The sequence below is a fragment of the Bacillus sp. CH30_1T genome, assembly GCF_008364765.1.
GTDB lineage: Bacteria > Bacillota > Bacilli > Bacillales > Bacillaceae_B > Rossellomorea.
Window position 1 is genome coordinate 77,137 of sequence record NZ_VTUY01000010.1, and the last position, 13,539, is coordinate 90,675.

At 44.7% G+C, this 13,539-nt stretch carries 8 protein-coding genes; all 8 read right to left on the reverse strand.

The annotated features are described in order from the left end of the window. Positions 1-50 precede the first annotated feature (50 nt). The gene (locus F0342_RS19375) at positions 51-1,004 is read right to left on the reverse strand and encodes a PDR/VanB family oxidoreductase (protein ID WP_149157489.1); all 954 of its coding nucleotides are present in this window, start codon (positions 1,002-1,004) and stop codon (positions 51-53) included. After that, entirely contained in the window at positions 1,001-1,489 is a 489-nt protein-coding gene (locus F0342_RS19380; RefSeq protein ID WP_149157490.1) for a hypothetical protein, read from the reverse strand. Before F0342_RS19380 ends, F0342_RS19375 begins: the two co-directional genes overlap by 4 nt. Then, positions 1,486-2,424, reverse strand: coding sequence for a heme-dependent oxidative N-demethylase family protein (locus F0342_RS19385; RefSeq protein WP_149157491.1), 939 nt, complete (start codon positions 2,422-2,424; stop codon positions 1,486-1,488). The genes F0342_RS19380 and F0342_RS19385 overlap by 4 nt, the downstream gene beginning before the upstream one ends. Positions 2,425-2,499: 75 nt before the next feature. Beyond that, entirely contained in the window at positions 2,500-4,368 is a 1,869-nt protein-coding gene (gene shc, locus F0342_RS19390; protein WP_149157492.1) for a squalene--hopene cyclase, read from the reverse strand. Positions 4,369-4,482: 114 nt separating this feature from the next. Beyond that, entirely contained in the window at positions 4,483-5,196 is a 714-nt protein-coding gene (locus F0342_RS19395) for a DUF2161 domain-containing phosphodiesterase (protein WP_149157493.1), read from the reverse strand. A 234-nt stretch (positions 5,197-5,430) separates the two neighbouring features. Next, complete coding sequence (gene nagE, locus F0342_RS19400; RefSeq protein ID WP_149157494.1) at positions 5,431-6,879, reverse strand: N-acetylglucosamine-specific PTS transporter subunit IIBC; 1,449 nt, start codon at positions 6,877-6,879, stop codon at positions 5,431-5,433. A 229-nt stretch (positions 6,880-7,108) separates the two neighbouring features. Continuing rightward, positions 7,109-8,596, reverse strand: coding sequence for a glutamate synthase subunit beta (locus F0342_RS19405; protein ID WP_149157495.1), 1,488 nt, complete (start codon positions 8,594-8,596; stop codon positions 7,109-7,111). Between the two features lie 17 nt (positions 8,597-8,613). After that, positions 8,614-13,212 (reverse strand): glutamate synthase large subunit, encoded by a 4,599-nt coding sequence (gltB, locus tag F0342_RS19410; RefSeq protein WP_149157496.1) that lies wholly within the window; start codon positions 13,210-13,212, stop codon positions 8,614-8,616. Between the last annotated feature and the right edge of the window lie 327 nt (positions 13,213-13,539).

Consider the following 13,539-nt stretch of genomic DNA (forward strand, 5'->3'; position numbering starts at 1 on the left):
TGGATCTGTATATTATTTACTCTATAAGAAAAACATCCTGTATGCCACTGTCACAACTGAATTCGCAACTTCCCAGACTGAGCACGGGATACACAAGACAGAATCGAGCGATGGTCCTTCCGTTCTTCCTCATTCAGAAAGGAATCAGCATGATCGACTTTTCCCTCTAACACTTTTAATTCACACGTCCCGCAACGGCCAGCCCGGCAGGAATAGGGAGCCAGGATCCCTGACTTGAGCAGTGCTTCTAACAGTGTCTCTTCTTCCGAAACAGAAACGGTTTCGCCACTCGTTAATTCCACTTCAAATCTTCGACGTATTAGCGGCTGTTGAGGAGTGAATCGTTCGTAATGAACACTTGACGAAGGATATCCAATCTCAAGGGCACTTCTGGTGAATTCTTCGATAAATGAAGGGGGACCACAGAAATAAACGTGGGTTCCCACTCTGTGTTCCCAAAGACTTGCATCTGTTAATCTCTTTTCTTTTGAAAAATAAAAGTGAGTCTGCTCAGGATAGTTTTCCGATAGAAAGAAGTAGAAAGGACAAGTCTCAATTGATTTCACTGCATAATGAAGTTCGAAGGTCCGTCCCTCCTCTTTGAGTTCTGCCATCATGGACATGAAGGGGGTAATGCCGATTCCCGCCGCATAGAATGCATGATGTTTTGCTTTAAAACTCAGTGGGAAATGGTTTTGAGGAAATCCCACTCGTAAGGTATCCCCCACCTTCATCTGTTCATGCCAATACAGAGATCCTCCCTGAGACGTTTCATTTAGACGGATGGCGATTTGATAGACGGCTTTTTGACCAGGTGGATTCGTTAAGGAATACGATCTGGCTATGGTTTGTCCACCCAGCTCAACATATGTAGTGATATGGGAACCCCCGCTAAAATATGGAAGGGATTCGTTATGCTCATGAACAAGAGTAAACCTCTTGACAACAGGGGTTTCCTGATGAATGGACCTGACTTGGACAGGGATTGTTTTATGAAGATTCACCTTCCGTCACTCCCCGTTTCTAAGGTAGCGTAACCGAGGTATGAACCTTGTAATGGAGAGTAATGGTCGGAAACGGACAGCTTTAAGTGACAATGGGAACAGGTCGTCGGGAGTCTACCCAATTTTCCGATATCAATCTTTGTTTTCTGATGGCATTTGTAACAGAACACATCGATCATTCTGACACCGTTGCCAATAAACTGCGCTTCCTCTTCAGAAAAACCACTTTCTACGACTAGGTGCTTGAACTCTTCCAGATTACACCACTCTATTGCTATGTAAAGAAAAGTGCCCATCTTCTGATTTTGCAACCACAGTGAGATATCGGTTTCTTCCTTTTCACCCAGGAAAACCACTTCAAAGGAGATATTCTCCTTCATTACTTTTTTAATGATGGGAGTCAGCCGTTTCATCCCCTTTTGATCACCAAAAAATAAGTACTTTCGTTTACTTGGGACGAACGCTGGCTTTATCTCGTTCTTCATTTCATCACCCGCTTCTCGTTCAAATACTCGATGACCACATTATTAAATAAGGAAATCCCTTTGTAATCAGAGATATGTGAAGGAAGCTCCTGCAGGATCTGATAAAACTCTTCGGTCCATTCCGGGTTTCGAGTGAACTTTTCCAGTGAGAGGAGGTGGGTATGAATCGTGAACAGTAATCCATTCGAGCCCGGTAATCGGAATAATTTCTGTACCTCTACCCGCATATGAACGAATTCACCCGCATTTTCCACTGTAACTTGCCTTCTGTTCTTCCCCCACTGATCAAAGGTTTCAAGTGAAGTATCCAAGTGATTTCCCGCCATTAACGACCAATTCCTCCTGATCCATGGGTCTCCTGCTTCCATACGCATTAAAAACGTCAGAATCCGCTGATCCAAGCTTTCTTCTTTAAAACCTGGAATCGGCTTATGAATCTCCTTAAAACTCATTCCTGTATTAAACGCAAGGGACCAATTAGCAGGAAAACAAAGCTGACCCGCATCCAAATATAAATCCCCATCCCGCTGCATCATCAAAATTAAATCTTCTTGCACATGTCGACCGATAAAATCGAGTGGTTCCATGGATAAAGTGGATTCATCCCCGAGTATAAATGTTGTTTGTTCATTTAGAATGTGATTGTGGAACGTCCATTTCCCTTCATTTTTTTCAAGGGAAAACTGTTGAGGATAATACGTAGTGAGATGTTGTATGACCAGTTCTGTTATTTCCCATTGAGCTTTCAAGGTATGCCGCTGGGACTGAAAGCACCGCTCGGGATGATGCGTAAGCAGATTCCGTTTAAGCTTGATTTCTTTTTGATAAGACGATGTAATCTCCACACCACTCGGCTCATCCAAAGGAAACGAATTATTGGAATACCGATACACCTCCCCCTTAAAAGGATAAGGAAACGAATCCACTTTTACCATACAACCACACCTTTGTCCGAAAATTCTTACTTTTATTTTATCGCATGGAGGGACGGACCTCAAGAGGTCCGTCCCTCACCCGTATTTCTCTCTGTACCGACTGAGTGTGATCAGGGGCCAAGTCCATTGATAGCTATGGTAATGAATATAGAAGTTCCCTGGCAGACCGACTCCCGTGGGGTACGTTTTGGTTGAGTCATCTGCTTCTCCATTCATTAATTCGAGAATCGCCATGATACCCAGGTCAATTGCAGGAGTTGGTTTGTCTTCGATACAGATGAGAGATTCAAGTGCCCATGCTGTTTGCGAGGGGGTGCTGAAGGAAAGAGGCAAGTATGTCTTTTCCTGATCACTGTAACAGGATTCTCCCCAGCCACCGTCTTTGTGTTGAATGCTTTCCAGCCAAGCTTTTGCTCTTTGGATATGTTTATCAGAAGAAGGCACACCCGTTGCTTTCATACCCGTGATGGCCGCCCATGTTCCATAGATATAGCAGACACCCCAGCGCCCGTACCAGGATCCTTCGTCCTTTTGCATCAGTTTCAGCCATTGAATCCCCCTATTCACCTGTGGATGGTCTTTGGTCAGACCTGCCCGGCTGCCGAGAAATTCCAGTGTTCTTCCTGTTAGATCAGGAGTTGATGGATCGATTGCCGCTGCCTCAGACCCGTCCATTGGAAAAGAAGTAAGGATACCTTTCGTCTTGTTTATTTCAAATGCCGGCCAGCCTCCATCACGGTTTTGCATACCGATGACCCATTCAATCCCACGATCCCATGATTGCCGGACAAGTGGATTCTCTGCAGCTGAATAGGTAATGGACCTGAGAGCCGCTGTCGTATCATCCACATCGGGGTGAATGTTATTGCTCTCTGAAAAGCCCCATCCCCCGGGCTTCACTCTGCTCTCCATCGCCCAATCTCCATAACGAAAGTGTTGCTTTTTACCAAGGTACTCCACCGCTTTCTCTATAGAGTGGTCTCGTGCATCCACCCCCGCTTCCTGAAGGGCATGGCTGATCAGGGCTGTGTCCCAAATGGTTGAGGGAGAATTTTGAATATGAATGCCTTTCTTCGTTTCGCATGCCATCTCTTTTAATCCCTGTATCGCCTTTACAATGATGGGATCACTCTTCTTATATCCCACAGCCAAAAGGGCATAAATCATATAAAAAGTCGAACTGAAGTAACTAAGATACGTTCCATCTGATTCTATCCGTTGCAGCATGTACTGCTGTGCAAACTGCCGGGCCTGTTGATGAAGATGGGATGGAATACTTATTAAGGACTGTAGGCCTTCGTTGATTTTCGAAAATAATTTCAGCTCCCTTTCACTGTATCTCACTTCATATGGTCCGCGGGACAGATGTTGTACTTGTGGTCTGTTTTTTGTTTTTAATGAGAATCGCTGATCTTTCAGGAGCAGCAGTGGTGCTAAATGAGCCCGTGCGTAGCTGCTGAAATCCCAAAAGTTCAGAGGGAATTGTTTCGGAATCAATAAAAATTCAATGGGAATCGGAACCAAATACTTCCAATCATATTGTCCATGAATAGCAAGCATACTTTTCGTAATTGAATGAGCCTTGTGAACCCCTCCTTTTTTCTCTATAAAATGTTTCGCTTTCACAAGTCTCTTATCATCATCCTTCACCTTTCCGCTATACATGAGGGCAAAGTAAGCCTCAATCGTTGAAGACAGATTTCCTTCCTTCTCATCCTCAAAAAGTTTCCATGTCCCCTCCCTTGTTTGCACTTTCCAAAGGCGGTTCACCAGCCGTCCCACAAGCTCTTGATCATCCATCTCAAGGGAACGTAGAAGAATGATCATATATGCATCGGTCATCACGCTATTTTCAAAGCAGAAGGACCAGCTTCCGTCTGCATTCTGTTTATGCTGAAGATCACTCACCATTTTATGAATCGTGTTCTCAATCTTCTTTTTCATACATTTATCCTTCCTCCCGATATCTGCTCTGATGTAATGTATATGTGAAGAATGCGGGTACTAGTAGTGAGATGCAAAGAAGAGCCTGCTCTCCGGTTGCGGGGCAGGCTCTTTCTATTGTTCTTCTATTTTCTTAGAGTAGTAGCTTACAAGTTCGGGATACTTCTCAAGCTCTTTTTTTCCTTGCTCCGTTACCTGGTAAACTCCCCTTTTTACCCGCTCAAACCAGCGGTAATAATTCTTCTGAAGAATGGAGGGAGTTTTCGCACCCGTACCCAACTTAGCTAAGTTCCTCGGTGACATGGGCCCATGTTTTTCCAGATAACAGGCAATCTGAATGCAGTTTTCCTTGTAAGCTGTCATGATTTTCGTTTTATTGCTGCCACCTACATTGTAATCTGCACTGCGCCCTTCGATTTCTTTTACAAGAGCTTCTCTTTTCCGCTTGCTGTTCTTCATGCTCTTATTCCGGTCAAAGGTTTCCGGATGTATGACAAAATCAAGTTTTGGCGTTTTCGTTGTAAATGAGACAGTGATCAGACCGAGCTCTAATCTGCGAACCAAGTGACAGACATCATTCCACCGCTTTGATCGGGGACGCTTTGGTTTCGGGATCGCAATGTACACAAGGTCTGTGAGTCTCTGCCGCTTTGTCGCTTGAATAAGAAGCTCGACATTCAATGAAAGCTTCAACTCTACAATCACAAGTTCGTCTTCTTTAAAGGCAGTCACATCACAATCGTTCACTTCACCGTTCACCTGGTAACCCTGTTTATGAAAATGTTTTTGGATCGGATGATAAAGATCCGATTCTTTAAGTTTCTTCATGGTAAAAACCTTTCTGGGAAAGAATTCTATAGGGTAAAGTATAGACTATTCGAGAGATTTTTGCAGTTTGGAAGAAAAAGAGACCCCAACTCATGGTGCGGGAGTTGCGGCGGAAGGCTTTCGGTTTCGTTTATCTGCCGTGTTGGGGATTTATCTGCCATATTTACGTTATATATGCCATTCTGCAAAATCTGACACATTTTGCTATCCATTCTTATGAACTAACTACAATCCCTACCCTCGAATCCTCTCAATCTCATCAGCCACAAACTGCACCGAAGTCCCGACAATCACTTGAATGCTATTTTCCCCAACTACATGAAGTCCCGGAACCCCTGTCGCTTTGATTCGAGCCTGATCCACCGCATCCATTTCCTTCACTTCCACTCTCAATCTTGTTATACAGTTATCAACGGATGTTACATTATCATCTCCGCCGAGTCCTGCATAAATCTCCGTTGCCATCACTGCAAACCTTTCGCTTTGAGTAAGGACTGTTTCACTCCCCACTACTGTATCTTCATTTTCCTCTTCACGCCCCGGAGTCATAAGATTGAATTTCGTGATCATGAAACGGAACAAGAAATAGTAGAGAAGGGCAAATACGACACCTTGTATGAGCAGCATGTACGGAAGATTCGCTAACGGAAGTCTTGAACTCAGGACAAAATCGACGAACCCTGCGCTGAAACCAAATCCTGCCGTCCATTGAAAGAAGGAGGCAATGGCCAGGGATAATCCTGTCAACACCGCATGTGCTACATAAAGGGCAGGTGCCACAAACATGAAGGCAAACTCGAGAGGCTCAGTCACTCCTGTAAAAAAGGAAGCAAAACCGGCTGCCAGCATCAGTGACGCCACCTGCTTCTTCTTACTTGGCTTCGCAGCATGATAGATGGCGAGCCCCGCTGCAGGAAGACCAAACATCATAACCGGAAAGAACCCAGCCTGATACATACCCGTCACACCTTTTTCACCCTTACCTGACCAGAAGTTCCCGATATCATTAATACCGGCAACGTCGAACCAGAACACTGAATTCAAGGCATGATGCAATCCAGTAGGAATTAATAATCGATTAAAGAATCCATATAAACCCGCACCCGTGAAGCTTAATCCACTGATTTCCTTACCGAATGATACTAGAGCAGTGTAGATGACCGGCCAAACAAACAGCATCACTCCTGATACAACCAGCATGGCAACCGCCGACATGATCGGAACCAATCTTTTTCCGCTAAAAAAGGCAAGTGCATCCGGAAGCTTCACATGACTGAATCGATTGTACATAGCTGCCGCAACGATCCCTGACAAAATCCCGACAAACTGATTACCGATTTTCTCAAATGCCGGATTGACCGCTGCGGCATCCACACCTTGAAGCAGTGCAACTGAGTCCGTTGAAAGGAGTGTCGTAATCACGAGATAAGCGACCAAGCCGCTCAGTGCTGCAGAACCATCCTTCGTTTTGGCCATACCCAGTGCTACACCGACTGCAAACAGAATCGACATATTATCAATGATCGAAGCGCCAGCCTTGATTAAGAAGGCTGCAATCGGACTATCCGCGCCCCATCCAGTCGGGTCGATCCAATACCCAATCCCCATCAGAATCGCAGCAGCCGGCAAAACGGCAACCGGAAGCATCAACGAACGACCAATGCGCTGAAGATATTTCATCATCTTGTTTTCCCCCTATCAGTCTATTTTTCACTTCAAGATGCTTTGTCTAGTAAATTGGACAAAACCTCTCCCATAAAAAATATTCTGGTTCCAACCTGTTTAGAAGTGAATATGGATGAATATTCAACCCCAAGCACCCATCCCCTGCCATAATTCACTACATACAATCCAAAAAACAAAGAAAAACCCCCATCAGGCATCTAAAGCCCGATGGAGGTCCGTCCCTCTATTAAGGTAATTCAGTTCCACCCATGAGGTAGCGGTCACATTCGCGTGCTGCTTCACGGCCTTCGTTGATGGCCCAGACGATGAGGCTTTGGCCCCGGCGCATGTCTCCTGCTGCGAAGACTCCCTCGACGTTGGTCAGGTATTTGCCGTATTCTGCTTTAACGGTGGAATTGCTATTTGTTTCGACTTCAAGCTCTTTGATCAGGTCTTGTTCCGGACCACTGAATCCGATTGCCAGAAGGACAAGATCTGCTGGCCATACTTTTTCCGTTCCAGGAATTTCATCACGGATCTTGTTTCCATCTTCGTCATAACGAAGCTTTACATTAATCGTATGAACTTCTTTGATATGACCATGCTCGTCACCGACAAACTTCTTGGTCATGACAGCGTACGCACGTGGATCTTCTCCAAGTACTTCTGCTGCTTCTTTTTGACCGTACTCGACCCGGTGAATGACTGGGTATTGCGGCCAAGGGTTGCCGACTTCATCACGTATGGCGCCCTTTTTATCATAGATATCAAACTGAGTGAGGCTTTTACAGTTATGTCTTACCGAAGTGGCTAAACAGTCTGTACCTGTATCTCCACCACCGATGACGATGACGTTTTTTCCTTCAGCAGAAATATAGTTTCCGTCTTCCAGGTTGGAATCCAATAGGCTTTTTGTATTCGAATGAAGGAATTCCATTGCATAGTGAACGCCTTTCAAATCTCGTCCATCTACTTGGATGTCACGATGAACGGCCGCTCCTCCGCAAAGTATGACTGCATCAAAGTTTTCACGCAGGTTTTCGACTGTGTAGTCTTTCCCAACCTCGGTATTCGTAACGAATTCAATGCCCTCTTTCTCTAAAATATCGACGCGGCGCTTAACGACTGAATAAGGTAATTTCATTTCTGGAATGCCATATGTTAACAGTCCGCCTACACGATCATTTTTTTCAAAAACGGTCACAAGATGGCCTGCTTTATTCAATTGAGCAGCTGAGGCTAATCCTGCCGGACCAGAACCTACGACCGCCACCCGTTTACCGGAGCGGTATTCGGGTGGTTCTGGAATGACCCAGCCTTCTTCAAACCCTTTTTCGATTATCGAGCGTTCCACAGTTCTGATCGCTACAGGCGGCTCGTTGATCCCGAGTACGCATGCTCCTTCACATGGTGCCGGACAAGCAAATCCGGTGAATTCGGGAAAGTTGTTCATCTGATGCTCGCGCTTAAGTGCTTCTTTCCATTGTCCCTGGTACACAAGGTCGTTCCATTCCGGTATTAAGTGATAAACGGGGCAACCAGTTGTCGCTCCGTTTATTTCCATTCCAGACTGACAGGTAGGAACGCCGCAATCCATACAGCGCGCCCCCTGTTTCTTGACTTCTTCATCCGAAAGAGGAGAGGTGTAATCTTTCCAATCCTTCGTTCGTTCAGCTGGATTTCTTTCATCTAATGTTTGTCTTTTATATTCCATGAATCCAGTTGGTTTTCCCATAGTATCCCCCTCCCTCTTTATTTCGCTGGTTCTAACACTTTTTTCTCTTCTTTTGTACCTTCTTCAAATGCTGCCATTTCAGCATCGAATTTCTCTAATCCACTATTTTCAAGCTGACTGATCCGTTCTCTCATCTTGAGATACGATTTCGGAATCACGCGTACAAATTTTGACACGTAAGAATCCCAGTTCGCTAAAATCTTCTTGCCGTTGTTACTATTTGTATAATGAACGTATTTCTCGATCATGTCGTATACATCTTTCATTTCTTCCGGGTCAAATAATGGTTGAACAAGAACCAGTTCTTGATTACATCTTGATCGGAAGTTTTCATCCTCATCCAGTACATAGGCGACTCCACCTGACATACCGGCGGCAAAGTTTCGACCTGTAAGGCCGAGGACAACCACTTTTCCACCTGTCATATATTCACATCCGTGATCCCCGACGCTTTCAACGACTACCTGCGCTCCACTGTTACGGACACAGAAGCGCTCGCCGGCTACTCCATAAATGTATGCTTCTCCACCAGACGCCCCGTAGAAGGATACGTTGCCGATGATCGTGTTTCGTTCAGGAATAAACGTAGCGGTTGGATCGGGATGAACGATGATTTTCCCCCCTGATAAACCTTTTCCTACGAAGTCATTTGAATCCCCGACAAGTCTCAGCGTCAGACCTTTTGGAATAAAGGCACCGAAGCTTTGTCCTGCAGATCCTTTAAACGTCAAGCGGATTGTATCTTCCGGTAAGCCTTCAGCCCCATAACGTTTTGTAATTTCGCTTCCAAGCATCGTGCCGGTTACACGGTGAATGTTTCGAATCGCTGTCGTCCATTCAACCGGTTCTCCCGTTTCAATCGCTTGGCGGCAACGAGGAATCAGCTCTTGATAATCCAGTGTTTTCTCAAGTTCGTGATCCTGTTTTCTTGTCGCATAGCGGCCCACCTTTTCAGGTACATCCGGCTGATGCAGAAGAGCAGAAAGGTCGATTCCTTTCCCTTTCCAATGATCAATCGCTTTGTTTGCTTCAAGGATATCAGTTCTACCAATCATTTCATTGATCGTTCTGAAACCAAGTTGAGCCATAAGCTCTCTTGTTTCCTGGGCAACAAATCGCATGAAGTTCGCTACATGTTCAGGGTCACCTGTGTATTTTTTACGTAACTCAGGGTCTTGTGTCGCAATACCGACTGGACATGTATTCATATGACAAACACGCATCATGACACATCCAAGAACAACAAGCGGTGCAGTGGAGAATCCATACTCTTCCGCCCCTAGAAGCGATGCAACAACAACATCCCGGCCCGTCATCATTTTCCCATCAGTCTCGACGACAATACGGTCACGAAGACGATTCAGTAACAGGGTCTGATGAGCTTCGGCAAGACCGATCTCCCATGGCAATCCTGTATGTTTCAGACTGGTTCTCGGTGCAGCACCTGTTCCCCCGTCATATCCACTGATTAACACAACGTCCGCCCGACCTTTTGCCACACCTGCAGCAATCGTTCCAACACCTACAGCTGATACCAGCTTTACGCTGATGCGGGCTTGCGGGTTTGCATTCTTCAGGTTATAAATCAGTTCGGCAAGGTCTTCAATTGAATAGATATCATGATGAGGGGGTGGTGAAATCAATTCCACTCCAGGAGTAGATCCCCGCACTTCAGCAACCCAAGGATATACTTTTTTTCCAGGGAGATGTCCCCCTTCACCAGGCTTCGCTCCTTGAGCAACCTTGATTTGTATTTCGTCGGCATTCACCAGATAATGGCTCGTTACACCAAAGCGTCCTGAAGCAACTTGTTTGATCGAGCTGCGTCGTGAATCCCCATTTTCGTCCGGGGTGAAACGGCTGGGGTGTTCCCCACCTTCACCTGAGTTGCTCCGTCCGCCAATTTTATTCATGGCAACCGCTAATGCTTCATGGGCTTCCTGACTGATGGATCCGAATGACATGGCACCAGTCTTGAAGCGGCGACAGATTTCTTCCACTGATTCAACCTCTTCAATCGGGATAGGCTTCGTTTCTTTAAACGAAAGAAGTCCGCGCAGCGATTGAAGATTCTGCTTTTCGTCTGTCAGCATGCTGGAGTATTTTTTGAATAACTCATAATTATTCGTACGGCATGCATGTTGAAGAGTGTGAATCGTACTTGGATTGTACGCATGATCTTCTCCATTTTTTCGGTATTGGAATTCATCTCCCGAATCCAATGTGCGTTGATTATCTTTTCGATCATTGAACGCTTTTCGATGCCTCAAAAGCACTTCTTTTTCGATGATACCCATCCCGATTCCGCCTAATCTAGACGCTGTACGGGTGAAATATTTATCAATCACATCTTTATGAATGCCTACCGCTTCAAATATTTGTGCTCCACGATAACTCTGAATCGTCGAGATTCCCATTTTAGATAAAACCTTGATAACACCGTCTGTCCCTGATTTCACAAATCTTTGCACCGCTTGTTCGTAAGTGGTGTCCTGCAGCTCGCCCTTATCGATCAGTTCACGCAGTGTTTCATAGGCTAAGTACGGATTGATTGCTTCTGCACCATATCCGAGCAGGGTTGCGAAATGGTGAACCTCTCTTGGTTCCCCTGATTCCAAAAGGATGCTGACAGTTGTACGCGTTCCTTGGCGAATTAAGTGATGATGCAGTCCTGAAACGGCAAGGAGTGCTGGAATGGCTGCTTTGTCCTTCACAACTCCACGGTCAGATAAAATAAGGAGTGTCGCACCGGCTTCAACGGCCTTGTCGGCTTTTTCATACAGAGCATCCAGCGTGCTTTCAAGCTGATTTTCCTCATCTGTTACATCAAATAAAATCGATAAAGTAATGGCTTTGAAGCCCTTTTCGTTTTGGTGACGAATCTTTTCAAGCTCTTCCCCGGTTAAAATCGGTGTCTTTAAATGGATATGCCTGCAGCTTTCAGGACCCGGGTTAACCAGGTTACCTTCTGCTCCAATCGTTGTTCCTACAGATGTAATGATCTGTTCTCGAATCGCATCGATCGGCGGGTTTGTCACTTGAGCAAATAGCTGTTTGAAGTAGTTATATAGAAGCTGTGGCTTTTTCGATAATACCGCAAGAGGTGAATCATATCCCATGGAACCAACCGGATCTTTTCCGTCCGTCACCATCGGCTTAATGATTTTGTTCAATTCCTCATTTGTATAGCCAAAAGCCTGCTGCTGCAATACCACTTCTTCTGAATCCAGTTGAACTGGCTCATGTGTCGTTTCAGGTAATTCCTCAAGTTCAAATTTATTGTTGTCCAACCAATGTCTGTACGGATGCTCAGAGGCAACGCGCAGCTTAATCTCTTCATCGGGAATGATTCTTCCTTTTTCCAGATCAACAAGCAGCATTTTTCCTGGCTGTAATCGATCTTTGTACACAATGTCATCGGCAAAAATATCCAGGGCCCCTACTTCAGAACCCAGAACGATCATACCGCTTTTAGTCACATAGTAACGTGCAGGTCGAAGTCCATTTCGGTCAAGGCAAGCACCAATCTGTTTTCCATCCGTAAACACAAGGGCTGCCGGTCCATCCCACGGCTCCATCAAACAGCTATGATACTCGTAGAAGTCCTTTTTCTTCGGATGAATCGTGTCATCGTTTTCCCAAGGCTCCGGTACCATCATCATGGCAGTGTGAGCAAGGGATCTTCCTGATAAATGAAGGAATTCAAAGCAGTTATCAAACATAGAGGAGTCACTGCCTGTCTCATCAATGACAGGAAGGATCTTTTCCAGATCTTCTTCTTTAAAAGCGCTTGAATGGCACAGCTTCTCACGTGCCCGCATCCAGTTCACATTACCTCGTAATGTATTGAATTCTCCATTATGGATCGTATATCGGTTTGGATGAGATCGCTGCCAGCTTGGGAAAGTGTTTGTACTAAAGCGGGAATGTACAAGGGCTAAAGCTGACCGGAACTCAGGATGGTTGAGGTCGATATAAAAGGAATCTAGCTGTTCAGGTATGAGCATCCCTTTGTAAACGATGGTCGTGGACGACAAGCTACAAAGATAGACATCTTCTTGTCCCTCAACAGTCGCCACTTCTTTTTCAATTCGTTTCCGGATGACATACAGCTTACGCTCAAAATCCATCCGGGATTTTATGTCTTCGGATACGCCAATAAAGACTTGACGGATAAACGGTTTTGATTTCGATGCTACTTTACCTACAAAGGAGTCATTAAGAGGAACAGGTCTCCAACCAAGTGTCTTCTGACCTTCTTCTTCTATGATGCGTTCGAAGATTTCTTTACTCTTCATGCGCTTCTCATAATTTTCAGGAAGGAACACCATCCCGATACCATATTCCCCTTTTCGGGGAAGGATGATGTCTTCTTTCTCACATTGCTTTTTGAAGAAATGATGAGGGATTTGAGTGAGGATACCTGCGCCGTCACCAGTACTTGTATCGGCTGATTGTCCTCCGCGGTGTTCTAAGTTACACAGAATGTTAATGGCATTCTGGACGATGTTATGACTTTTCGTCCCATCAATATTTGCGATCATTCCGATTCCACATGCTTCATGTTCTTGCGCAGGATCGTACATGCCTTGCGCTACAGGAAGATTCGTTTTCATCCAATGTCCTCCTCTACCAAACTTGTATATTTTTTGAATAATTAACCGGTTAATTAAATTTTCTTAATTTTCGTTAGTATATCATGAAATTTAGAAAAAACGAAAAATTAAGTTAACAGGAAAAGCGGTTATTTTCCAAATATATATGTAATAACAAGGATGAACGTTGATATATAAATGTTTATTTTAACTTAATATTCAGAATCTTTAAAAGCTTGATATAATCATAAAGAAATCGCTTTCAAAAAATCACTCACTAAAACATTTTTCACCAAAACCCAACATGAATTTTCATGCAGAATTTTAATTAAAAAAATTTTTTTACCC

What these genes read in the sequence shown, in the direction of transcription:
- F0342_RS19405 (WP_149157495.1), bottom strand. Translation starts at nt 8,596, where the DNA reads ATGGGAAAACCAACTGGATTCATGGAATATAAAAGACAAACATTAGAT.
- F0342_RS19380 (WP_149157490.1), bottom strand. Translation starts at nt 1,489, where the DNA reads ATGAAGAACGAGATAAAGCCAGCGTTCGTCCCAAGTAAACGAAAGTAC.
- shc (WP_149157492.1), bottom strand. Translation starts at nt 4,368, where the DNA reads ATGAAAAAGAAGATTGAGAACACGATTCATAAAATGGTGAGTGATCTT.
- gltB (WP_149157496.1), bottom strand. Translation starts at nt 13,212, where the DNA reads ATGAAAACGAATCTTCCTGTAGCGCAAGGCATGTACGATCCTGCGCAA.
- F0342_RS19385 (WP_149157491.1), bottom strand. Translation starts at nt 2,424, where the DNA reads ATGGTAAAAGTGGATTCGTTTCCTTATCCTTTTAAGGGGGAGGTGTAT.
- nagE (WP_149157494.1), bottom strand. Translation starts at nt 6,879, where the DNA reads ATGATGAAATATCTTCAGCGCATTGGTCGTTCGTTGATGCTTCCGGTT.
- F0342_RS19395 (WP_149157493.1), bottom strand. Translation starts at nt 5,196, where the DNA reads ATGAAGAAACTTAAAGAATCGGATCTTTATCATCCGATCCAAAAACAT.